Annotated in this window: 19 protein-coding genes; 13 read left to right on the top strand and 6 right to left on the bottom strand. The window is 67.3% G+C overall.

Features of this window, described 5'->3' with window-relative positions; all coding sequences use genetic code 11:
* Window positions 1–10: 10 nt before the first annotated feature.
* Genes MTR64_RS11385 through MTR64_RS11375 form a run of 3 tightly spaced genes read left to right on the top strand, consistent with a single transcriptional unit; the run spans window position 11 to window position 1,675 of the window.
* A complete protein-coding gene (locus MTR64_RS11385) occupies window positions 11–391 on the top strand; it encodes a VOC family protein (RefSeq protein WP_243993887.1) in 381 nt (126 codons plus the stop codon).
* Between the two features lie 19 nt (window positions 392–410).
* The gene (fghA, locus tag MTR64_RS11380; protein ID WP_243993885.1) at window positions 411–1,250 is read left to right on the top strand and encodes an S-formylglutathione hydrolase; all 840 of its coding nucleotides are present in this window, start codon (window positions 411–413) and stop codon (window positions 1,248–1,250) included.
* Window positions 1,251–1,261: 11 nt separating this feature from the next.
* On the top strand, window positions 1,262–1,675 hold the full coding sequence (locus MTR64_RS11375; protein ID WP_243993858.1) for a ketosteroid isomerase-related protein: 414 nt from the start codon (window positions 1,262–1,264) through the stop codon (window positions 1,673–1,675).
* Window positions 1,676–1,755: 80 nt separating this feature from the next.
* Here the strand turns inward: MTR64_RS11375 and MTR64_RS11370 are convergent, their stop codons facing one another.
* Window positions 1,756–4,092 carry an arylsulfatase gene (locus MTR64_RS11370; RefSeq protein WP_243993856.1) on the bottom strand — a complete coding sequence of 779 codons (2,337 nt, stop codon included), beginning with the start codon at window positions 4,090–4,092 and terminating at the stop codon, window positions 1,756–1,758.
* Between the two features lie 80 nt (window positions 4,093–4,172).
* On the opposite strand from MTR64_RS11370, the gene MTR64_RS11365 reads away from it, so the two are divergent.
* Window positions 4,173–5,057 (top strand): LysR family transcriptional regulator, encoded by an 885-nt coding sequence (locus MTR64_RS11365; RefSeq protein WP_243993855.1) that lies wholly within the window; start codon window positions 4,173–4,175, stop codon window positions 5,055–5,057.
* Here MTR64_RS11365 and ggt read toward each other — a convergent pair.
* A complete protein-coding gene (gene ggt, locus MTR64_RS11360; protein ID WP_243993854.1) occupies window positions 5,054–6,790 on the bottom strand; it encodes a gamma-glutamyltransferase in 1,737 nt (578 codons plus the stop codon). The genes MTR64_RS11365 and ggt overlap by 4 nt on opposite strands.
* Before the next feature lie 288 nt (window positions 6,791–7,078).
* On the opposite strand from ggt, the gene atpD reads away from it, so the two are divergent.
* Genes atpD through MTR64_RS11315 form a run of 9 tightly spaced genes read left to right on the top strand, consistent with a single transcriptional unit; the run spans window position 7,079 to window position 13,558 of the window.
* Window positions 7,079–8,482 carry a F0F1 ATP synthase subunit beta gene (gene atpD / locus MTR64_RS11355; RefSeq protein ID WP_268740874.1) on the top strand — a complete coding sequence of 468 codons (1,404 nt, stop codon included), beginning with the start codon at window positions 7,079–7,081 and terminating at the stop codon, window positions 8,480–8,482.
* The gene (locus MTR64_RS11350) at window positions 8,479–8,925 is read left to right on the top strand and encodes a F0F1 ATP synthase subunit epsilon (RefSeq protein WP_243993852.1); all 447 of its coding nucleotides are present in this window, start codon (window positions 8,479–8,481) and stop codon (window positions 8,923–8,925) included. The genes atpD and MTR64_RS11350 overlap by 4 nt, the downstream gene beginning before the upstream one ends.
* Window positions 8,922–9,200, top strand: coding sequence for an AtpZ/AtpI family protein (locus MTR64_RS11345; protein WP_243993851.1), 279 nt, complete (start codon window positions 8,922–8,924; stop codon window positions 9,198–9,200). The genes MTR64_RS11350 and MTR64_RS11345 overlap by 4 nt, the downstream gene beginning before the upstream one ends.
* Entirely contained in the window at window positions 9,173–9,478 is a 306-nt protein-coding gene (locus tag MTR64_RS11340; protein ID WP_243993850.1) for an ATP synthase subunit I, read from the top strand. The genes MTR64_RS11345 and MTR64_RS11340 overlap by 28 nt, the downstream gene beginning before the upstream one ends.
* The gene (locus tag MTR64_RS11335; protein ID WP_243993848.1) at window positions 9,475–10,167 is read left to right on the top strand and encodes a F0F1 ATP synthase subunit A; all 693 of its coding nucleotides are present in this window, start codon (window positions 9,475–9,477) and stop codon (window positions 10,165–10,167) included. The genes MTR64_RS11340 and MTR64_RS11335 overlap by 4 nt, the downstream gene beginning before the upstream one ends.
* Window positions 10,164–10,406, top strand: coding sequence for a F0F1 ATP synthase subunit C (locus MTR64_RS11330; protein WP_243993846.1), 243 nt, complete (start codon window positions 10,164–10,166; stop codon window positions 10,404–10,406). Before MTR64_RS11335 ends, MTR64_RS11330 begins: the two co-directional genes overlap by 4 nt.
* 18 nt (window positions 10,407–10,424) lie before the next feature.
* Window positions 10,425–11,165, top strand: a complete 741-nt coding sequence (locus MTR64_RS11325) for a F0F1 ATP synthase subunit delta (RefSeq protein ID WP_243993845.1) — start codon at window positions 10,425–10,427, stop codon at window positions 11,163–11,165.
* Complete coding sequence (locus MTR64_RS11320) at window positions 11,158–12,699, top strand: F0F1 ATP synthase subunit alpha (protein WP_243993843.1); 1,542 nt, start codon at window positions 11,158–11,160, stop codon at window positions 12,697–12,699. Before MTR64_RS11325 ends, MTR64_RS11320 begins: the two co-directional genes overlap by 8 nt.
* The gene (locus tag MTR64_RS11315) at window positions 12,692–13,558 is read left to right on the top strand and encodes a F0F1 ATP synthase subunit gamma (protein ID WP_243993841.1); all 867 of its coding nucleotides are present in this window, start codon (window positions 12,692–12,694) and stop codon (window positions 13,556–13,558) included. The genes MTR64_RS11320 and MTR64_RS11315 overlap by 8 nt, the downstream gene beginning before the upstream one ends.
* Before the next feature lie 28 nt (window positions 13,559–13,586).
* On the opposite strand, the gene MTR64_RS11310 is transcribed toward MTR64_RS11315, so the two are convergent.
* The 4 genes from MTR64_RS11310 to MTR64_RS11295 all read right to left on the bottom strand — a co-directional run bounded on the left by MTR64_RS11310 (window position 13,587) and on the right by MTR64_RS11295 (window position 20,489).
* The gene (locus MTR64_RS11310) at window positions 13,587–16,778 is read right to left on the bottom strand and encodes an error-prone DNA polymerase (protein WP_243993839.1); all 3,192 of its coding nucleotides are present in this window, start codon (window positions 16,776–16,778) and stop codon (window positions 13,587–13,589) included.
* Entirely contained in the window at window positions 16,775–18,289 is a 1,515-nt protein-coding gene (locus MTR64_RS11305; protein WP_243994037.1) for a Y-family DNA polymerase, read from the bottom strand. The genes MTR64_RS11310 and MTR64_RS11305 overlap by 4 nt, the downstream gene beginning before the upstream one ends.
* Window positions 18,180–19,079 carry an ImuA family protein gene (locus tag MTR64_RS11300; RefSeq protein WP_243993837.1) on the bottom strand — a complete coding sequence of 300 codons (900 nt, stop codon included), beginning with the start codon at window positions 19,077–19,079 and terminating at the stop codon, window positions 18,180–18,182. The genes MTR64_RS11305 and MTR64_RS11300 overlap by 110 nt, the downstream gene beginning before the upstream one ends.
* A gap of 96 nt (window positions 19,080–19,175) precedes the next feature.
* Complete coding sequence (locus MTR64_RS11295) at window positions 19,176–20,489, bottom strand: MFS transporter (protein ID WP_243993835.1); 1,314 nt, start codon at window positions 20,487–20,489, stop codon at window positions 19,176–19,178.
* Window positions 20,490–20,603 lie beyond the last annotated feature (114 nt).

Genomic DNA, 20,603 nt, shown 5'->3' with positions numbered 1-20,603 from the left:
TTCCAGCACCATGTTTACCCACATTTTCGTCGGCACCAATGACGTGGCCCAGGCCCAGAAGTTCTACGATGGCGTGATGACCGCGCTAGGCCATGCCGAGGGCATGATGCTGCCGACCGGCGCCCGCGTCATCTACATGTCGCCGAATGGCGTTTTCGCGGTGGGCACGCCTGCCAATGGCGAGCCGGCGACGTTTGCCAACGGCGGCACGATCGGCCTCGCAGCCTCGGGCCCCGCGGCGGTCGATGCCGCCCATGCGGCGGGTCTTGCCAATGGCGGCACCTGCGACGGTGCGCCCGGACCGCGCGATGCGTTCCCCGGCAGCTACGGCGCCTACCTGCGCGATCCGGATGGCAACAAGCTGTGCCTGTGGCACATGGCTGCCGCCTGATCGCATGACCCCGGATGGCATGACCATGGAAACGGTGTCGCTCAACCGCAGTCACGGCGGGACGCAGGGCGTTCACAAGCATGTCTCGGCGGAGACGGGGACGGAGATGACTTTCTCCGTCTTCGTGCCCGACCATGCCGAAGGCGCGAAGCTGCCGGTGCTGTGGTACCTTTCGGGCCTCACCTGTACTCATGCCAATGTCACCGAAAAGGGCGAGTTCCGCGCGGCCTGCGCGGAGCACGGCCTGATCTTCGTCGCGCCGGACACCAGTCCGCGCGGCGAGGACGTGCCCGACGATGAAGGCTATGACTTCGGCAAGGGCGCGGGCTTCTATGTCGATGCGACTGAGGCGCCGTGGGCGAAGAACTTCCGGATGCGCTCCTACATCGAGACGGAGCTGCCCGCGCTGATCGCCGCGCAGTTTCCTGCCGAGATGGCGCGGCAAGGGATCACCGGGCACTCGATGGGCGGCCATGGCGCGCTGACGATCGGCTTGCGCAATGCCGGGCGGTTTCGTTCGGTGAGCGCGTTTTCGCCGATCGTCTCACCGCTGGCCTGCCCCTGGGGCGACAAGGCGCTGACGGGCTATATCGGCGCGGACCGTGCGGCCTGGCGCGAATACGATGCCTGCGCGCTGATCGCGGATGGTGCGCGCGTGCCGGACCTGCTGGTCGATCAGGGCAGCGCAGACGGCTTCCTGGAAGAGCAGCTCAAGACGCAGCTTCTGGTGGAGGCCTGCGAAAATGCTGGCCAGCCCGCGACGATCCGGATGCAGGAGGGCTACGACCACTCCTACTACTTCATCTCGACGTTCATGGCCGGGCACGTCGCCTGGCACGCGGAGCGGTTGAAGGCCTGAGGGATCACGACATGAGCGTTGCCGAAACACTGGACCTGATCCGGTCCTACTATGCTGCCTTCAACCGCGGCGATGCGGAGGGTATGCTTGCGCTGCTGGCCGATGATGTGGTGCATGAGCCAAGTCAGGGCGCGCCGCGCAAGGGCAAGGCGCTGTTCGCTGAATTCCTCGCACACATGAACCGCTGCTACGCCGAGCAGGTGCTCGATCCGCAGGTCATGGCGAACGGGGACGGCTCGCACGCGTCAGCGGAATTCATGCTCGACGGCCGCTATCTGGAATCCGACGAGGGGCTGCCAGCCGCGAAGGGGCAGACCTATCACTTGCGTGTGGGCGCCTTCTTCGAGATCACGGACGGCAAGATCGGACGGGTTTCTAACCACTACAATCTCGCAGACTGGATCAAACAGGTTCAGGCGGGCTGACGGACTGTCGCATGGCGGTACAGCCGGACCTTTCGATCCGGCTGTACCGCTCTCCCCGGTGGAAGCTGCGACCCCAGGTATCAGGGATAGTCGACCGTCACGTGCGGCACGTCGCCTTCGATCATGCCGTGCGGTGTGACGTACTTGGTAACCGGCACACCCAAGTCGCGGCCAATGTCCAGCGACTCGCCATTGCCGGACGGTGAGAAGTAGTTCACCGGCACGTCGAGCTGCGCATATTCCTCGCCGCCCGCGCTCAGCACGATCTTTGCCGGTCCGCCGGGCTGCTTTGTCTGGAACTGCATGGTCAGTGTCGACACCCCCTGCGGCAGGGTCTTGTCCGAGACGGCCTTGAAGGTTTCCTGCGGATCGGTCGAGCGCGCCCAGACGAAGGCGGGGTGGCCCTTGTCGAGATAGAGGCTCCAGCCGCCGAACTTGCTGCCAAGCGAGACAACCGCGCCCGAGGCTTGCGCGCTGTCGAGCTTGAGATCGGCCTTGAGCGTGAAGGGCCGTGCCATCAGCGTCGGGCCGCTGCCGATGGCCGGGATCGACACGTCCTTGCCCCAGAAATCGAAGTGCTTGCGCGGATCTGGCTGCATCAGCGACATCGCCCGCGCCATGCCGAAGCGGTGGTCGATCGGGAAGACGTCGTTCTTCTCGCCTTCGCTGTGGAACAGCGCCTTCATCGCTTCCAGCTTGTCCGGGTACTTGGCCGAGACATCGGTGGACTGCGAGAAGTCCTTGCTGAGGTCGTAGAGCGTCCAGGTGACCGTGGGGTTCGGCCCGCCCGGCCCCAGGTTTTCCCACGAGGGGCGGCCATCTTCGCCGCTGAGGAACCAGCCGTCGTGGTAAAGCCCCATCTTACCGGTGATCTCGAAGTACTGGGTGCGCGGCTTTTCCGCCGGGCAAGACTGCAGGGCAGGCAGCAGGCTCTCGCCATCCATCGGCTTCTGCATGGTGCCCAGCACTTCCTTCGGTGCGGGCAGGCCGGCCGCATCGAGAATGGTAGGGGTAATGTCGATCAGGTGCGAGAATTCGCCGCAGATCGAACCCGGCTTGGCCACGTGGCCGGCCCAGTTCACGATCATGCCGTTGCGGATACCGCCCAGCATATCGGCATATTGCTTCACCCATCGGAACGGGGTGTTCATCGCCCAGGCCCAGCCGACGGCATAGTTGCCGTACGTCTCCGGCCCGCCAAGCTTGTCGATATTGGCGAGCATCCATTCCTTGCGTTCGGGAATACGGTCCATGCCGCGCAATTCGTTGATCGTGCCCGGAGGTCCTGCTTCCCCGCTCGCGCCGTTGTCGCCCAGGACTACGGCGATCAGCGTGTTGTCGAGCTGGCCCATGCGTTGCAGTTCGTCGAGCACGCGGCCCAGCTGGGCGTCCTGAAACGCGAGCATGGCAGCGGCCACTTCCATGGTGCGCGCATGATAGGCCTTTTCCTGCGGCGTCAGCGAATTCCAGGCCGGGATATCCGCCGGGCGGGGCGTCAGCCTGGTGCCCTTGGGGATGATCCCCATGGCCAGCTGACGGCGCCAGCTCTCGACGCGCATCTGGTCCCAGCCCATGTCGAACTTGCCCTTGAAACGGGCAATCCATTCGGGTGGCACCTGATGCGGGGCGTGTGCCGAACCCGGTGAGAGATAGGCCAGGAACGGCTTGTTCGGGGCACCCGCCTTCTGGTTGTGGATCCAGCGGATCATGTCGTCGGCAAGGCGCTCGTCGAGCATCTTGCCCTTGCCCTCGTCCGGATCGACACGGGAGATGCCACGATAGAGTTCGGGCGAGTACTGGTCGCTGTCACCATTGGGGAAGCCGTAGAAGTATTCGAAGCCAAGCCCGGTCGGCCACGCATCGAACGGGCCGGCTTCGCTGCGGTCCTGAGCAGGAACGTTGTGATGCTTGCCGAACATCGCGGTGTTGTAGCCATTGAGCCGCAGGATCTGCGCGATCGTCGCGGTATCGGGCTGCACACGGCCGTTATAGCCGGGGAAGCCAGACGACAAGTCGCTCAGCCAGCCCACCCCGGCATTGTGGTGGTTGCGCCCGGTCAGCAGCGCGGCGCGGCTGGGTGAGCAGATGCCCGTGGTGTTGAAGCGGTTGAAGCGCTCGCCGGTCTGGGCCAGCCGGTCGAAATTGGGGGTAGACACCGGGCCGCCAAATGCGCTCGACATGGCAAAGCCGACGTCGTCCGACATGAACAACAGCACATTGGGCGCCCCCTGCGGTGCACGGACCGGGGCGGAAGGAGCGGGCGTCGAATCCAGGACACTGTCGGCGATCTTGCCGGTGAACGGCGCGCGCGGGATGGGCAGGACAGTGCGGTCGGCCTGCGCCATCGCTGGGGCGCAAGTGCCGATTGCGAGTCCGGTCGCGGCGAGTTTCAACCGCCGGAATGCCTGCTTAGCCATGTGAAAATCCTCTCCCATTTGGTCGGGCGCAGGATAAGGCGTAGAAACATGACGTCCAATGCATATGAAGTTATCATTTCATGCTGTACGCGCATGCAATGGACATTGCCCGCCTTCGCCACATCGTTGCTGTCGCCGACACGCTGAGCTTCTCGCGCGCGGCCGAGCAGCAAAACATTACCCAGCCTGCACTCAGCCGGAGTATAGCAGCCTTCGAAAACCGGCACGGTCTCAAACTGTTCGATCGCGGGCGCGGGGGTGTGACCATCACGCCGGCCGGGGAATTCGTGGTGGCAGAAGCGCGGTCGCTGCTCCGCAGCGCGGATGAATTGACGCGCAATTTGCAGCTCTATGCGCAGGGAGCTGCAGGAAGGGTTGCGTTCGGGATCGGGCCGCTGGTGGCCAGTCTGTTGCTGCCGCGCCTGAGCGGCAGTCTGCTGTCATCGAGTCCCAATCTGGAAATCGCGACTGTCATCAAGTCTCCGGTGGATCTGCTGGCCAGCCTTTACGACGATTCCATTGAAATGATCATCGGCAATGACTGGCAATTGGCGGACGCCCACGGCATCGCCATCGAGGAAATCGCCTTTCTCGACCTGGCTCATGTGGCTAGAGCCGGTCACCCGCTGGCCCGGAAGGACCGGGTAACGCCCGAAGACCTCGCAGCTTATCCGGCGGCCCGCCCGGTCCGGTTGAACATGGGCAAGGCCGACGCCGGGACGTTCATATGCGACAACTACTATGTTCTGCGGGAAACCGTCCTGCACTCTGATTGCACCTGGACGACAGCTCCGGCGTTTGTGGAGGACGATCTCGCTAATGGCCGCCTGATAGCGCTGAATGTCGAAGGCCTGGCGCTTGCCAAGAGCCGTATCTGCATCATCACGCTCGCCGGGCGCACGCGTTCGCCGGCCGCGCGGACCGTTGCCGATCTTGCCCGGCAGGTGGTACGGGGGTGGGTCTAGAACCCTCGCGCAGTGCCTTCGCGGCGGGGATCGGCGCCGCCTTCGTACCCGCCGTTCTTGACGATGATCGCCTGCAACCCGGAGTTCTCGCCACGCGCCGTCGAAAGCGGCATGCCACGCTCTGCCAGCGCCTGCATGATCGGCTCGGGGAACAGATCGGCGCCGTAGCGGTCGCCCTTGGCCACGAGATTGGGGAGCGACACGGCGTCCTGCGGGCTCATCTTCCAGCCCAGCAGCGCCACCAGGACCTTGAGATTATAGGCCTGAATCGCGGAACCACCCGGCGATCCCGCAGCCGCGACGAACTTGCCGCCGGGCGTCAGCACGATGGCGGGCGCCATGCTCGAACGCGGGCGCTTGCCGGGCGCGGGGGCATTGGCGGCGGGCGTTCCGTCGCTGTCGTTGGGGGAGAACGAGAAATCGGTCAGCTGGTTGTTGAGGAAGAACCCGTCGACCATGCGGCCCGAACCGAAGATGCTTTCGACCGTGGTCGTCATCGAGACGACATTGCCCTGCGCATCGACGATCACGAAGTGGCTGGTGCCGCCCGGTTCCGCGGTGGCGTCCGGCCCGACTTCGGGGGCACCTTCGGGCATGCCGAAGGTCACTGGTCCGGCCTTTTCGCCGATCAGGGCAGCGCGCGTCTTGAGGTAGGCGGGGTCGAGCAGGCCTTCGACCGGCACTTTCACGAACGCCGGGTCACCCACGTAGCGGTCACGGTCGGCATAGGCGAGACGGCTGGCCTGCGCGAACTCGTACCAGGCCGTGGCATCGCCCGGCCCGCGTTTCGCGATGTCAGTCTGGCCGAGGATGCCCAGTGCGATCTGCAGGCCCGGCCCGCCCGAAGGCGCCGGCGGAGTGCAGACGACATAAGTGAGATACGGCGCGCACAGCGCGTCCCGCTTGACCGGACGGTAGGCGGCGAGGTCGGCCAGCGTCAGCGTGCTGGGCCGGGGACCTTCATGCACGCGATTGACGATGTCCTGTGCGACCGGCCCGGTCAGCAGGCCCGAGGCACCGTACTTTGCGATAAGCTGAAGGGTGCGGGCATAGGCCGGGTTCCTGAGCAGATCGCCTGCGGCATAAGGGGTACCGTCCGGCTTGGTGAAATAGCGCCTGGCATCGGGCGCGGAAGGTTGCGGCGCCTGCTTGAGCGTGATCATCCCGGCAAGGCGCGGACTGACGATGAAACCGTCCGATGCCAGCTTTTCCGCAGGCTTGAACAGATCGGCCCAGGGCAGCTTGCCATGGTCGTGATGCGCCATGTCGAGCATGGCGATGGCGCCGGGCACGCCGGTCGAAATGCCCCCCAGCACCGCGTCGAAGAACGGGATCGGCTTGCCGCTATCGTCGACGAAAAGGCGGTTGGTCGCCCCCATCGGCGCCTTCTCGCGCCCGTCATAGGCGGTGACCTTATGCGTCTTTGCGTCGTAGTAGATCATGAACGAGCCGCCGCCGAGGCCGGAGCTTTGCGGCTCGACAAGTCCCAGAACGGCCTGGATCGCCACGGCCGCATCGATGGCCGAGCCGCCCTTTTTGAGCACGTCCACACCAGTCTGCGTTGCCAGCGGATTGGCAGCGGCGACCATGACATGGCGGGCAAAGCCGGACTGCGTGGAGGCCTCGGCTGCGGCTGGCGCCTTGGCTGTCGCGGGAGACAGGGCAGGCAACGCGCCGGTGACGGAAGCCAGTGCCAGACAGGCGGAACCGGCAAGGAGGAAAATTCGGCGCAAGGGGCAAACTCCGCTCAATCAAAAGGCCACGGCCCGCAGAAGCGAGCCCCATCGGTAAAGGCTGCAAGAAAAGAGCCTAGCGCCGGGTCTCTGTCACCATGCTGACACGCGAATGATTTGTAACCCGATTGTCCGCCGAAGCGAAAGAGCGGGAATTCGAAAATGCCATGGTTTCATTCGGATGGATGGGACATTTCATCCTGTTGACAGGCTGCGCCCAAGCGCCGACCATCCTTTGGACAACGGGACTCGCCGGTGACTTCTACCGAACTCGATCAAAGCCATGCCCTGGGTACAGTGGCCGCCGTTCGCGGCGCCGTGGTCGATATCGCCTTTTCCGAAGGCGGGTTGCCCGCCATCGACGAGGCCATCACGATCGGACAGCCCGGCGGCTCCACGATCCTGGCCGAAGTGCAGGCGCATCTCGATACCGGAACCGTCCGCGCCATTGCGCTGGAGCCGACGGCGGGCCTGCGCCGCGGGGATGCCGCACAGCGCATGGGCACATCGCTGACGACACCTGTCGGCGATGCGGTACTCGGGCGGCTGCTGACCGTTTCTGGCGCACTGGGCGACAAGGGCGCGCCGTTGCCCGATGACGTACCGCGCTGGCCGATCCACCGCGCGCCGCCCGCACTCTCGGAGCAGACCGGCTCGATCGATACCTTCACCACCGGCATCAAGGTGATCGACCTGCTCACGCCGCTTTCGCGCGGCGGCAAGGCGGCAATGTTCGGCGGCGCGGGCGTCGGCAAGACGGTGCTGGTGATGGAACTGATCCAGGCCATGGTCACCGGATATCAGGGCATTTCGGTCTTCGCGGGCGTGGGCGAGCGCTCGCGCGAGGGGCACGAGATGCTGCTCGACATGGGCGAATCCGGCGTGCTGGACCGCACGGTGCTGGTCTATGGCCAGATGAACGAGCCGCCCGGCGCGCGCTGGCGGGTGCCGATGACGGCGCTGACGATCGCCGAGTACTTCCGCGACGCCAAGCACCAGAACGTGCTGCTGCTGATGGACAACATCTTCCGCTTCGTTCAGGCGGGCGCCGAAGTCTCGGGTCTGCTCGGCCGCCTGCCGTCGCGTGTCGGCTACCAGCCGACGCTGGCGAGCGAAGTGGCCAGCCTGCAGGAGCGGATCGCTTCAGTCGGCGGTGCGGCGATCACCGCGATTCAGGCGGTCTACGTGCCTGCCGACGATTTCACCGATCCCGCCGTCACCACCATCGCAGGCCACGTGGATTCGATGATCGTGCTCTCGCGCGCGATGGCGGCCGAGGGCATGTATCCGGCGATCGATCCGATCGCGTCGACTTCGGTGCTCCTCGATCCCGCCGTTCTGGGCGAGGAGCACGTGCGGGTTGCCACCGAAGTGCGCCGCACGATCGAGCACTACCGTGAATTGCAGGACGTCGTCTCGCTGCTCGGAATCGAGGAACTCGGCGTAGAGGACCGCCGCATCGTCGAACGCGCGCGCCGCCTGCAGCGCTTCCTCACCCAGCCTTTCATGGTCACCGAGGCGTTTACCGGCACACCCGGCAAGTCGGTGAAGCCCGAGGATACCATCGCCGGGTGCCGCGCGATCCTTGAGGGCGAATGCGATAGCTGGCGCGAAAGTTCGCTGTTCATGGTCGGGACGCTGGAGGAGGCGCGCGCCAAGGAACAGGCAGCCGGGGGCACCGTCACCGCATGACCCGGACGCTGCATCTCACCATTGCAACGCCCGAGACCGAGGTGGTCAACGGAGCCGCGTGCAAGATGCGGGCGATGGACGAATCCGGCAGTTTCGGCGTGCTGCCCGGTCATGCCGATCTGCTGACAGTGCTGCCGTCCTCGCTGGTGCGCTGGGAGGATGAAGAGGGCGTGCGGCATTACTGCGCGGTGCGTGGCGGGGTGCTGACGGTCAGCGGCGGCTACCACGTTGCCATCGCTTGCCGCAAGGCGCTGCTCGGCGACGATCTCCATGCCCTGGAAGCGGAAATCGAGGCGGCGCGAGCCGGCGAGGAAGAGGCCGAGCGCTGCGCCCGCGTCAAGCAGGCGCAAGTGCACGCGCGCGCCGTGCGCCAGCTCATGCGCTACCTGATGCGCAATGGCGATGACGGGCTCAGCGAAATTCTGGCAGAGTACCAGTCATGACCGCCGATCTTGACCCCATGGCCGAAGCCGCACGCCGTGCATCGGAGCGGGAGAAGGCCGGGCGCGCCGATCCGGAGCCTTCGCTTGGCAGGCGTTTCGGGCAGATCGGTGTGCTTGGCTGGATGGTAGTTCTGCCGATCCTCGCGATGCTGGTCGTGGGGCGCTGGCTCGATCATCATTTCGGCACCGGCATCTTCTTTTCGGCACCGGCGCTGATGGTGGGGGCAGTGATCGGGTTCGTGCTGGCATGGCGCTGGATGCACCGGGGGATATGATGGGGCTCGAACCCTTGGTCTGGCTTGAAGCCACCGGCGCGCTGCTGCTCGGACTCGTGCTGGGCTTCGTGCACTTCGGCACGCTGGCCTCGGTCAGCGAAGACTATCTGGCCGGGCGCACGACCCGCGCGCTGACGGTGCACTTCCTGCGCATGGCGGTCATGGTGGCGGTGCTGTTCGGACTGGTAAAGCTGGGGGCCATCCCCCTGCTGGCAGGCGCGCTGGGCATCGTCATTGCCCGCGCCGTGGTGCTGCGCCGCACACGGAGGGAGCCATGAACTCGCCGCTCGTCGTCGAGCCCGTATTCCACATCGGCCCGGTGCCCGTGACCCAGCCGGTCGTCGCGACCTGGGCGATCATGGCCTTGATGGTGCTCGGCGCGCTCCTGCTGAAGCGCAGCCTCACACAGCGGCCGGGCAAGGTGCAGGCCGTGGCGGAACTCATCACCGGCGCCCTCGACGACCAGATCCGCGATGTCGTGCAGTCCGATCCCGCGCCTTACCGGGTGTTGATCGGCACGATCTTCCTCTTCGTGCTGATCGCCAACTGGTCCGGCGCGCTGCCCGGCGTCGAGCCGCCGACCGCGCATCTGGAAACGGATGCGGCGCTCGCGCTCTTGGTCTTCGTCGCGACGATCTACCACGGCGTGCGTTCGAACGGGCTGGTGGGCTACCTCAAGACTTTCGCCGAGCCGACATGGATCATGATCCCGCTCAACTTGGTCGAGCAGATCACCCGCACGTTCAGCCTGATCATCCGCCTGTTCGGCAATGTGATGAGCGGCGTCTTCGTGATCGGCATCATGCTCTCGCTCGCCGGGCTGCTGGTGCCGATCCCGCTGATGGCGCTCGATCTGCTGACGGGCGCGGTGCAGGCCTATATCTTTGCCATTCTTGGCTGCGTCTTCATCGGCGCCGCGGTCAGCGAAGGCCGCGACGCCGGTTCCCCTGAACGGAGTGCTTCATGACAGTTGAAGAAATCAGCGTGCTCTCGGCGGCCATCGCCGTGTCTTTCGGTGCGCTGGGGCCGGGGCTTGGCGAAGGGCGCGCCGTCGCCGCCGCGCTCGATGCCATTGCCCGGCAGCCGGAATCGGCGGGCACGATCTCGCGCACGCTCTTCGTGGGCCTGGCCATGATCGAAACCATGGCGATCTACTGCCTGGTGGTTGCGCTCTTGGTGCTCTTCGCCAATCCCTTCGTGAAGTAAGGCGGGGGCGCACTCTCCATGCGCATCGACTGGTGGACGATCGGCCTGCAGACCATCAATCTGGTGGTGCTGCTCTGGCTTCTGGGGCGGTTCTTCTTCCGCCCCATGGCGAAAGTCGTGGCCGACCGGCAGGCGGCGGCGAATGCCCTGCTCGACGATGCCAAGGCCGCGCAGGACAAGGCGGAAGCCGCGATCCGCGACGCCGAGGCCGAGCGTGACCGCACGATTGCCGCGCGCGAAGCGGCGCTAGACGCCGCGCGCAAGGAAGCCGAAGGCCAGCGCGCCAAGCTGGTCGAGGCCGCCCATGCCGAGGTGCAGCGCCAGCGCGCCGATGCCGAAATGGCGATCACCCATGCACGCGGGCAGGCCGAGGCGCAGATGGCCCGCCATGCCAACGAACTCGCCGCCGACATGGCCGCGCGCCTGCTCGAAGGGCCGGGCGCGAAGCTGCCGCTCTCCGCGTTCCTGCCCGAACTGGGACAGGCCCTGTCCGCGCTGCCCGAAACGACGCGCGAAGCGCTCGCCACATCGGCCGAGTCCGCGCATCTGCTCAGCGCCCGTCCGCTCGGCGACCAAGACAAGGCCGCCGCGCACGAGGCGATCAGCCGGGCGCTGGGGCATGAGGCATCTCTGACTTTCGACGCCGATCCCGCCCTGATCGCGGGGCTGCGGCTGAGCGGCGGCATGGCCGTGCTCGACGTCAACCTGCGCGCGGATCTCGACCGCGTGACCGCAAAGCTGGATAACCCGGATGGATGACGCGGCCTTCCCGGAAGACCTCGGTACACGCTGGCTGGAGCAGGGGCGCGAGCGTCTCAGGGACATCGACCTCACGCCCCATGCCGAGACCTTCGGCGTGGTGGAGGAAGTGGCCGATGGCATTGCCCGCATCTCCGGCCTGCCCAATGTCCGCCTCAACGAACAACTGCGTTTCGCGGGTGGCGAGATGGGGCTGGCGCTCACGCTCGATGCCGATGCGATCAGCGCGGTCATTCTCGACAATGCCGCCGGGATCGAGGCGGGGATGCGCGTCTCGGGCACCGGCGAAGTGGTGCGCGTGCCGGTGGGCGAAGGGCTGCTCGGCCGCGTGGTCGACCCGCTCGGCCGTCCGCTCGACGGGGGCGATCCGATTGTCGAGACCGCCCGCCTGCCAGTCGAGCGCCCGGCTCCCGCGATCATCGAGCGCGATCTGGTCTCGCAGCCGGTCGAGACCGGCGTGCTGGTGGTCGATGCCCTCTTCGCGCTCGGGCGCGGCCAGCGCGAACTGATCATCGGCGACCGCGCCACCGGCAAGACTTCGGTCGCGCTCGATGCGATCATCAACCAGAAGAATTCGGACCTCTTTTGCGTCTATGTCGCGGTGGGCCAGCGGGCGAGCGCGATCGACCGGGCTATCGAGGCGGTGAAGGCCCACGGCGCGCCTGAACGCTGCATCTTCGTCGTGGCCTCGGCTGCAGAGGCGCCGGGGCTGCAATGGCTCGCGCCTTTCGCGGGCTTCACCATGGCCGAGTATTTCCGCGACAAGGGCCAGCACGCGCTGATCGTGATCGACGATCTCACCCGCCATGCGGCCACCCACCGCGAGCTGGCACTGCTCACCCGCGAGCCGCCGGGGCGCGAGGCCTATCCGGGCGATATCTTCTACCTCCACGCCCGCCTGCTCGAACGCGCAGCGCGCCTCTCGCCCGAGCTGGGCGGCGGATCGCTCACCGCGCTGCCGATTGCCGAAACCGACGCGGGCAACCTTTCGGCCTATATCCCCACCAACCTGATTTCGATCACCGACGGCCAGATCGTGCTCGACAGCCGCCTGTTCGCCGCCAACCAGCGCCCCGCGGTCGATGTCGGGCTTTCGGTCAGCCGTGTCGGCGGCAAGGCGCAGAAGCGGGCGCTGCGGCAGGTCTCGGGGCGGATCAGGCTCGACTATGCGCAGTTCCTCGAACTGGAGATGTTCACGCGCCTTGGCGGCGTCTCCGACCCGCGCTTTAAGGCGACGCTGACGCGCGGCGAGCGCATCCGCGCCGTGCTCGCCCAGCCCCGTTTCAGCCCGATGCGGCAGGCCGACGAAGTGGCCTTGCTGGCCGCGCTTGATGCCGGCGTGCTCGATGCGATCCCGGCAGAGGCCATCGCCGGCCTGCGCGCCCGGATCGGTCCTGCGCTCGATGCGGCGGCAAGCGATCTGGTTGCGGTGGTCGAGGCCAGCCAGACGCTCGATGAAGCCGCGCTGGCGCGGATGGCGAATGTCGTCCGCTCGCTTGTTGGAGGTCCTTTGGCAGGGTCCGCCCATGGCTGAGCGGCTGAGCGATGTCGAAGCCCGGATCGACAGCGTTCGCCAGCTCTCCTCGGTGATCTCCGCCATGCGCGGCATCGCCGCCGTGCGCAGCAGCGAGGCCAATGCGCGGCTGGCGGGCATCCGCGAATATGCCCAGACCATCGGCAGCGCCATTGCGCAGGCGCTGGCGCTCTATTCCGATGACGGTACCGCGCCCGGCGGCGGCGAGGGCGTGGGGGGCCGCGTGCTGGTCCTCGCACTCTGCGCCGAGCAGGGCTTCGTCGGCGCCTTCAACACCCATGTCCTGGACGAAGTGCAGGCGCTCGCCGAGACCCTCGGCACGGAGCGGATGGACCTGCTCATCGCCGGCAGCCGCGGCGTGGGCGCTGCGCGCGAGCGCGGGCTGGAGCCGGTCGACTGCCTCGCCATGGCGGGCCATGCCGATCAGCTTGCGGCGCTCGCCAACCGCCTTGCCGACCGCCTCTTCGCCCGGCTTCAGGAAGGGACGGTCAGCCGCGTCGTGGTGGTCAGCGCCCGGCCCGACGATACCCATACTGCGCCTTACCGGGTGGCGGCGCAGACCGTGATCCCCTTCGACTTCGCGCGCTTCCCGCCCGCCAATCTCGCCCAGCCTCCGCTGGTGCACCTGCCCGCGCCGCTGCTGCTGGCGCGGCTGACCGACGAATATGTCTTCGCCCAGCTCTGCGAGGCAGTGACCCTGTCCTACGCCGCCGAGAACGACGCCCGCATGCGCGCGATGATCGCCGCGCGCGAAAACGTCGCCCGCAAACTCGACGAACTGACCGCCACCTCACGCCGGTTGCGGCAGGAGCAGATCACCGAGGAATTGATCGAACTGGCGGGCGCGGTGCGAACGTGAGACTGGCTGGACAAGTTGCGCCTCCCTCCTAATGAAAATCCCGCGATCGCGGCAAAATCCGCACGTTGCGCGGATGGCGTGAACGGGGTGCTGCCGGGGGACGCTCGTCCTTGAGGTCGGCGGGCAATGTCCCGTCCAGCCGCGCCAGCAGGGCCGAGCGGTCGGTCACCCGCTTTGCCATCAGGTGCACCACGCCTTCCTTGCTGCGCTGGACCTCTCCCGCGATCTCGGCCAGCCGGGCGGCCATGACCGGACGGCGCTGCTGTTCGAAATCGCGGGCCCAGAGCAGCGCGTTGACCACGCCGGTCTCGTCCTCGATGGTGATGAACACGGCATTGCCCTTGCCCGGCCGCTGGCGCACCAGCACTACGCCTGCGCAGCGCACCCGCGCGCCGTCCTTCGCGGCGTTGACCCCGGCGCAGCTCAGCACGCCCTCGCCCGTCAGCCGTGCCCGCAGGAACTGCATCGGGTGGCCTTTCAGCGACAGGCGGTGCGTCTGGTAATCGGCGACGACTTCCTCAGACAGCGGCATCGCCGGCAGCGCGGCATCGGGCTCGGCGCCGAGTTCGGGAGCCTCCATCGCCGCGAACAGCGAGAGCTGTTTCGGCGGCAGGCGGCGCACTTCCCAGCCCGCGTCGCGGCGCCCCTGCCCCAGCGAGCCGAGCGCATCGGCATCGGCCAGCAGCGCCATCGCCCGAGCAGGCAGATCCGCGCGGGTGGCGAGGTCCTGAATGTCCGCGAAGGCCCGTGCCGCGCGGGCCTGCTGCAAACGCTCCGCCCATTCCGCTCGGAAGCCCCCGATCTGGCGCAGGCCGAGACGCAAGATGCGCTCACCTTCCAGCGTGCTGTCCCACTGGCTCGCCCCCACATCGATCGGGCGCACTTCCACCCCATGCGCGCGGGCGTCCTGCACCAGCTGCGAGGGCGCGTAGAAGCCCATCGGCTGGCTGTTGAGCAGCGCGCCAGTGAACACCGCCGGGTAATGGCATTTCAGCCAGCTGGAAACATAAGCCAGCCAGGCGAAGGCCTGCGCGTGGCTTTCGGGAAAGCCATAGTCGCCGAAGCCCTTGATCTGCTCGAAGCAGCGCTCGGCGAAATCGCGCTGGTAGCCGCGCCGGACCATGCCTTCGACCAGCATTTCCTGATAGCGGGGCATGGTGCCGTGGCGACGAAACGTCGCCATGGCCCGGCGCAGCCCGTCGGCCTCCACCGGGGTGAATTCGGCCGCGACGATCGCCAGTTTCATCGCCTGTTCCTGAAACAGCGGCACCCCCAGCGTGCGCCCCAGCACCGCGCGCAGCTCATCGGGACTGTCCGGCGGGCCAGGGAATTCCACCGGCTCCTCGCCATTGCGGCGGCGCAGGTAGGGGTGGACCATGCCACCCTGAATCGGCCCCGGCCGCACGATCGCGACCTGGATCACCAGATCGTAAAGCTCCTTCGGCTTCATCCTCGGCAGCATCGACATCTGCGCCCGGCTCTCGACCTGAAAGGTGCCCATGCTGTCGGCCTTCTGGAGCATCCGGTAGGTCGCTGCATCCTCACGCGGGACGGTGGCCAGCACATGGTCGCCCAATCCGTGCTCGCGCATCAGGTCGAAGCTCTTGCGGATGCAGGTGAGCATGCCGAGCGCCAGCACGTCGACCTTCATCAGCCCGAGCGCGTCGATGTCGTCCTTGTCCCATTCGATGAAAGTGCGATCGGGCATCGCCGCGTTGTGGATCGGCACCATCTCGTCCAGCCGCCCTTCGGTGAGCACGAAGCCGCCGACGTGCTGCGAGAGGTGCCGGGGAAATTCGAGCAAGCTCCCCACCAGATCGCGCAGCCGGGCGAGTTCGGGATTGGCGGGATCGAAACCCGCCTCGTTCAGGCGCGTCTCGGGCAGTTCGTCCCGCCCCCCATAACTGCCCCAGATCGTGCCCGAGAGGCGCGCCGTCACATCGTCCGTCATCCCCAGCGCCTTGCCCACTTCGCGGATCGCGCTGCGCTGGCGGTAGTGGATCACGGTGGCAGCGATCCCCGCATGCTCGCGGCCATAGCGGCGGTAGATGTACTGGATCACTTCCTCCCGCCGCTCGTGCTCGAAATCGACATCGATGTCGGGCGGCTCGTCGCGCGCATCGGACAGGAAGCGGGAGAACAGTAATTGCTCCTGCACCGGATCGATCGGGGTGACGCCGAGGAAATAGCACACCAGCGAATTGGCCGCGCTGCCGCGCCCCTGGCACAGGATCGGCGGATCGAGCGAGCGGGCATAGGCGACGATATCGTGCACGGTGAGGAAATAGGGCGCGTAGTTCCGCTCGCGGATGAGGCGGTATTCCTCCGCCAGCGTGCGGCGGTACTGGTCCGGCAGGCCATCGGGGAAGCGGGTCCGTCCGCCCTGCTCCACCAGATGTTCGAGCCAGCCCTGCGGCGTATGGCCGGGAGGGACCGGCTCGTGCGGATACTCGTAGCGCAGATCGTCGAGCGTGAAGCGGATCGCGGAAAGCAGGTCCGCCCCCGCCGCGAGCGCCTCGGGACAGCGGGCGAAGAGGCGCGCCATCTCGGCGGGGGGCTTGAGGTAGCGTTCGGCATTGGCGGCGAGCTTGCGCCCGGCGGCCTGCACGTTGGTGCCCTCGCGGATGCAGGTCATCACGTCGTGCAGCGCCCGGCACTCCGGCCCGGCATAGAGCGGATCGTTGCTGGCAATGAGCGGCACGCCGGTTTCGGACGACAGTGCCCTGCGCCGCGCCAGTTCGCGCGCATCGCGCCCGCCGCGCGGCATCGTGGCGGCCAGCCACAGATGCCGCGCGGCCTCCTTCAGCGCGCCCAGCAGGTCCGGCGAACCATCCATGGCGATCAGCACCAGTCCTTCGGCATGACCGAGCAGGTCGGGCAGGTGGAGCAAGCAATCGCCCTTCTCCGCGCGCCGGTTGCCCAGTGTGAGGAGCCGCGTGAGGCGCCCCCACCCGGCGCGGTCGACGGGATAGGCTGCGATATCCGGCGTACCGTCGGCAAAGACCAGCCGCGCGCCGGTGAGCAGGCGAAAGCCGCTCTCGCGCACGCCGGGCTGTTTCCACGCGACATGCGCGCGCACCACGCCCGCCACGGTGTTGCGGTCGGCAATGCCGATGCCCGCCATGCCCAGCGCATGGGCGCGCGCCACCATCTCGCCGGGGTGCGAGGCGCCGCGCAGGAAGCTGTAGGCACTGGCCGCGACAGGCTCGATCACGTTCATGCGAACAGGCCGTGCATGTACCAGCGCGGCTCACCGGTTTCCTCGTAGAGGCCGTGGCGGAACACCCAGTAGCGCGCGCCGGTCTCGTCCTCGATGCGGTAGTAATCGCGGGTGAGCCCGGCCCCGCCCGCCACATGGCCCTCCGCCTTGCGCCACCATTCGGCGGCGATCCGCTCTGGCCCCTCGGCGCGAACAACTTCGTGGAGGTGGCCGCGCCAGCGCAGCCGCTGCGGCGGGCCATCGGGCACACCGGCCATGGCCGTGACCGGCTGGGGCGGATCGAGCAGGAACAGGGGGCGCGGCTGGCCCTCGCCCAGGTCCGGCCATGCTGCGGGACCCACCTGCATCGCGGGCAGCACCCGCTGCGCGATTTCCGGGATATGCGTGTCGCACGGCCCCGTGCGCAGCACGCCGTCGCGCCCGAAACGCGTCGTCAGCCGGTCGATCAGCACGGCGATGCCTTCCGCCGCCACGCCCCCCTCGCCATCCATCGCGGGTTGCGCCGGATGCAACGGCTCGCTGCGGGTCACGGCCAGGGCCATGGCATCGAAGCCGAAGCCGGGATCGAGCGGGTCGGCGAGCCCCTCGATCCGCTCGCGGAACAGACGGATGATCCGCGCCGGATCGCGGCTGGGCACACTGGTTTCGACCGTGAGCTGCCGCCGGGCGCCGTCGGTGCGCTCCAGCCGGACAGTGAAGCGCCGCCCGCCGAGATGGCGCACCTCCATCTGGCGGCAGAGACCGGCCAGCAGATCCTCGATCACATCGAGCACGAACTCGGTACGGGCGACCGGCTCGGCGAACCGTACGCTCGCACGTAACGGTTCGGCACGGCGCTGCGGCACCATCGGGCTGTCCTGCTCGCCCAGCACCGCGCGCAGCCGTGCCACCATGTCCCCACCGAAACGCGCGGCCAGCGCCGCCATCGGCCGCGCGGCAAGATCGCCCAGAGTGACGAGCCCCGCGCGGCGCAGGCCGGATTGCGCATCTTCTGGCAGTTCCAGCGCGGCGATGGGGAGCGCGTGGATGCGGGCGTGCAGCGCCTCCTCCGCGATCTCCTCACCATCGTCATTGCGAGCGGCGAAGCCGCGCGGCAATCCAGAGTCGGCGCAAACCACCCTGGATTGCTTCGGCCTACGGCCTCGCAATGACGAAGGAGGGGATAGCTCCCCGTACCGCGCCAATGCCCGCGCCGCCGCGGCGTGGGCGGCGAAGGCGTGGCGCGCGGTGTAGCCCGCCTCGACCGCAGCCGTGCACGCCAGTGCGGTCTCGCCACCAAACAGGTGCGCGCAGGCGGTGATATCGAGCATGATCCCATCGGGCGGATCGGGGGCCGCCATCGGGGTAAAACGCTGCATCCGCGCAGTCAGCCGCTCCAGTTCGCGGGCATCGGCTTCGGTGTCATGCGGCAAGCTCATCAGATCGGGACAGCGCGCCCGTGCATCCGCCAGCGTCATCCCCACGCTCAGGCCCAGCTTGCTGGCCTGCGCGTCCAGAGCCGTCAGGCGCAGGGCATTGCCACTCCGCGCGGCGAGCACCAAAGGCGCGGATGACGCCTGCTCCTCCCTCTGCCCCTCCGCCTTCCGCACCCGCTCGCACGGGAACCACGGGAACCACAGCGCCAGATAGCGGCGCGGTATCGATGCGCCTTGCATGGAAACCTCCGTTCGTGCCCGCAATCCCCCCTTCGTTCCATTCCAGCCGCCAGCGCAGACCCGAAGGACCACCCCGCCGCCGCGACAGCTCCACCTCGCAGGCGGGCCATCCCGGCGCATTGGCCAGCCAGGGCACCGATGGCGCAGGCCGGACAATCCAACGGCTGTGCGCGGCACTGGTGCGCGGCGCGGCACCGCCCCGCAGCACGATCACCGGCACGCCAGACTTCTCGGCCGCCAGTACCAGACGGCGGCTGGCGGTCAGATCGTAGCGCGGCAAGGCACCCCAGGTTTCCAGCACGACCGCCGCCAGCCCCGCACAGCGCGCCGCATCGAGCCCGGCCTGCAGCAGCGCGGCATCGTCCTTCGCCTCGACCAGGATCAGTCGCCCCGGATCGATGCCGAGCCCGATGAGCCCCTCGCCATGGATCCGCACCGGCAGCGCCGCCCGGCGCGGGCAGCGGGCCAGCAGGATCGGCCTCGCATCGGCCCGGCCTGTCGCGGCAAGAGCGAACGCCAGTGTCACCGCCAGCGCCGCCGCATCGGCATGAACCTCATGCAGATGGCCGGGCGCGGGCCACGGAAAATCCTCCCCGGACGGGCCGGGAGATGCGGAAAGAGAGTTAGAGGCCGGGCTCCGGGTCATAAGGGAACATCACGCGAATCACTTCAATGTTCCCATTATGTTCCATTTATGATTATCCTGTCCACATGCCTTCATGCGGACAGGATAATCTGAAGCTTACTTGTTACCGGCCAGCCCGGTGTTGAGCCAGAGCGCCACCAGCGTCGCCAGCGCGCCCGAGAGCAGGTAGGCGCCCGAGGCAAGCAGGCCGAAATTCACCGACAGCAGCAGCGCGGCCAGCGGTGCAAAGGCGGCACCCACCAGCCAGGACAAGTCGCTGGTGAAGGCCGAACCGGTGTAGCGATGCTCGGTGGCGAAGCCCGAGGCGACGACACCCGAGGACTGGCCGAACGCGAGGCCGAGCAGGATGAAGCCGAAGACCATGAACACGATCTCGCCCACGGTGCCGGCATCGAGCAGCTGCGGTGCAAAACCGGAGAACACGGCGATGCCTACCGCGCAGCCGCCCAGCAGGCGGCGGCGGCCGAAGTGGTCGGCCAGACGGCCCGACGCGATCACCGCGACCACGCCGAACGCGGCAGCCGTCGCCTCGATCAGCAGGAAGGTGACCGGCGTCTCACGGGTGAAGAGATAGACCCACGAGAGCGGGAACACCGTCACCATGTGGAACAGCGCGAAGCTGGCGAGCGGCGCGAAGGCGCCGATCACGATGGTCTTCCACTCGGTGCGGATGGTCGAGGAAACGCTGACGGCCTGCAGGTCGCGGCTGGCGAACAGGTGCTCGAACTCCTCGGTCACGACGATGCGCAGGCGCGCGAAGAGTGCCACCACGTTGATCGCGAAGGCTACGAAGAAGGGATAGCGCCAGCCCCAGTCGAGGAAGTCCGCGGCCGAAAGCGAAGTCACCATGTAGGCGAACAGCAGGCTGGCGACGATCAGGCCGAACGGCGCGCCGAGCTGCGGGATCATCGCGTACCAGCCGCGCTTTTCCTCGGGGGCATTGAGCGCGAGCAGCGAGGCAAGGCCATCCCAGGTCCCGCCGAGGGCAAAGCCCTGCCCCAGCCGCAGCAGCGCCAGCAGCCAGACAGACGTCATGCCCGCATCGGCATAGGCCGGCAGGAAGGCGATGGCCGCCGTCGAGCCGCCGAGCATGAACAGCGCGATCGTCAGCTTGGTGCCGCGGCCGTAGGCGCGGTCGATCGCCATGAACATCAGCGATCCCAGCGGGCGGGCAATGAACGCCAGCGAGAAGATCGCGAAGGAATAGAGCGTGCCGGTCAGCGCATCGACGAAGGGGAAGAACAGCTTCGGGAACACCAGCACCGAGGCGATGGCATAGACGAAGAAGTCGAAGAATTCCGACGTACGGCCGATGATGACGCCGATCGCGATCTCGGCCGGGGACACCTTGTGATGTTCCTTGAAGATCGGCAAGCCAAGGGCTTCGCGGCTCTGGGGGACAGTGCTCATCTTGATTTCGCGGCCTTCATAATCGGGTCCGCCCCCACGCCGGAAAGCGCGCCGGAAACGGACGAATCATCTGGCCGGGCGCACATGCACCCGACGTCACATGGTGGCCCTATC

This window comes from Novosphingobium album (ex Hu et al. 2023) (assembly GCF_022832385.1).
Classification (GTDB): Bacteria; Pseudomonadota; Alphaproteobacteria; order Sphingomonadales; family Sphingomonadaceae; genus Novosphingobium; species Novosphingobium album.
Note: the sequence above shows the minus strand (reverse complement) of the source record. Positions and strands in the feature narration are given on the sequence as shown.

Bases quoted from the DNA above. Each gene is read 5' to 3' on its own strand.
- MTR64_RS11385 (WP_243993887.1), top strand. From the start codon at position 11: ATGTTTACCCACATTTTCGTCGGCACCAATGACGTGGCCCAGGCCCAG.
- fghA (WP_243993885.1), top strand. From the start codon at position 411: ATGACCATGGAAACGGTGTCGCTCAACCGCAGTCACGGCGGGACGCAG.
- MTR64_RS11375 (WP_243993858.1), top strand. From the start codon at position 1,262: ATGAGCGTTGCCGAAACACTGGACCTGATCCGGTCCTACTATGCTGCC.
- MTR64_RS11370 (WP_243993856.1), bottom strand. From the start codon at position 4,092: ATGGCTAAGCAGGCATTCCGGCGGTTGAAACTCGCCGCGACCGGACTC.
- MTR64_RS11365 (WP_243993855.1), top strand. From the start codon at position 4,173: ATGCTGTACGCGCATGCAATGGACATTGCCCGCCTTCGCCACATCGTT.
- MTR64_RS11350 (WP_243993852.1), top strand. From the start codon at position 8,479: ATGACCCGGACGCTGCATCTCACCATTGCAACGCCCGAGACCGAGGTG.
- MTR64_RS11345 (WP_243993851.1), top strand. From the start codon at position 8,922: ATGACCGCCGATCTTGACCCCATGGCCGAAGCCGCACGCCGTGCATCG.
- MTR64_RS11340 (WP_243993850.1), top strand. From the start codon at position 9,173: ATGGCGCTGGATGCACCGGGGGATATGATGGGGCTCGAACCCTTGGTC.
- MTR64_RS11335 (WP_243993848.1), top strand. From the start codon at position 9,475: ATGAACTCGCCGCTCGTCGTCGAGCCCGTATTCCACATCGGCCCGGTG.
- MTR64_RS11330 (WP_243993846.1), top strand. From the start codon at position 10,164: ATGACAGTTGAAGAAATCAGCGTGCTCTCGGCGGCCATCGCCGTGTCT.
- MTR64_RS11325 (WP_243993845.1), top strand. From the start codon at position 10,425: ATGCGCATCGACTGGTGGACGATCGGCCTGCAGACCATCAATCTGGTG.
- MTR64_RS11320 (WP_243993843.1), top strand. From the start codon at position 11,158: ATGGATGACGCGGCCTTCCCGGAAGACCTCGGTACACGCTGGCTGGAG.
- MTR64_RS11315 (WP_243993841.1), top strand. From the start codon at position 12,692: ATGGCTGAGCGGCTGAGCGATGTCGAAGCCCGGATCGACAGCGTTCGC.
- MTR64_RS11310 (WP_243993839.1), bottom strand. From the start codon at position 16,778: ATGAACGTGATCGAGCCTGTCGCGGCCAGTGCCTACAGCTTCCTGCGC.
- MTR64_RS11300 (WP_243993837.1), bottom strand. From the start codon at position 19,079: ATGACCCGGAGCCCGGCCTCTAACTCTCTTTCCGCATCTCCCGGCCCG.
- MTR64_RS11295 (WP_243993835.1), bottom strand. From the start codon at position 20,489: ATGAGCACTGTCCCCCAGAGCCGCGAAGCCCTTGGCTTGCCGATCTTC.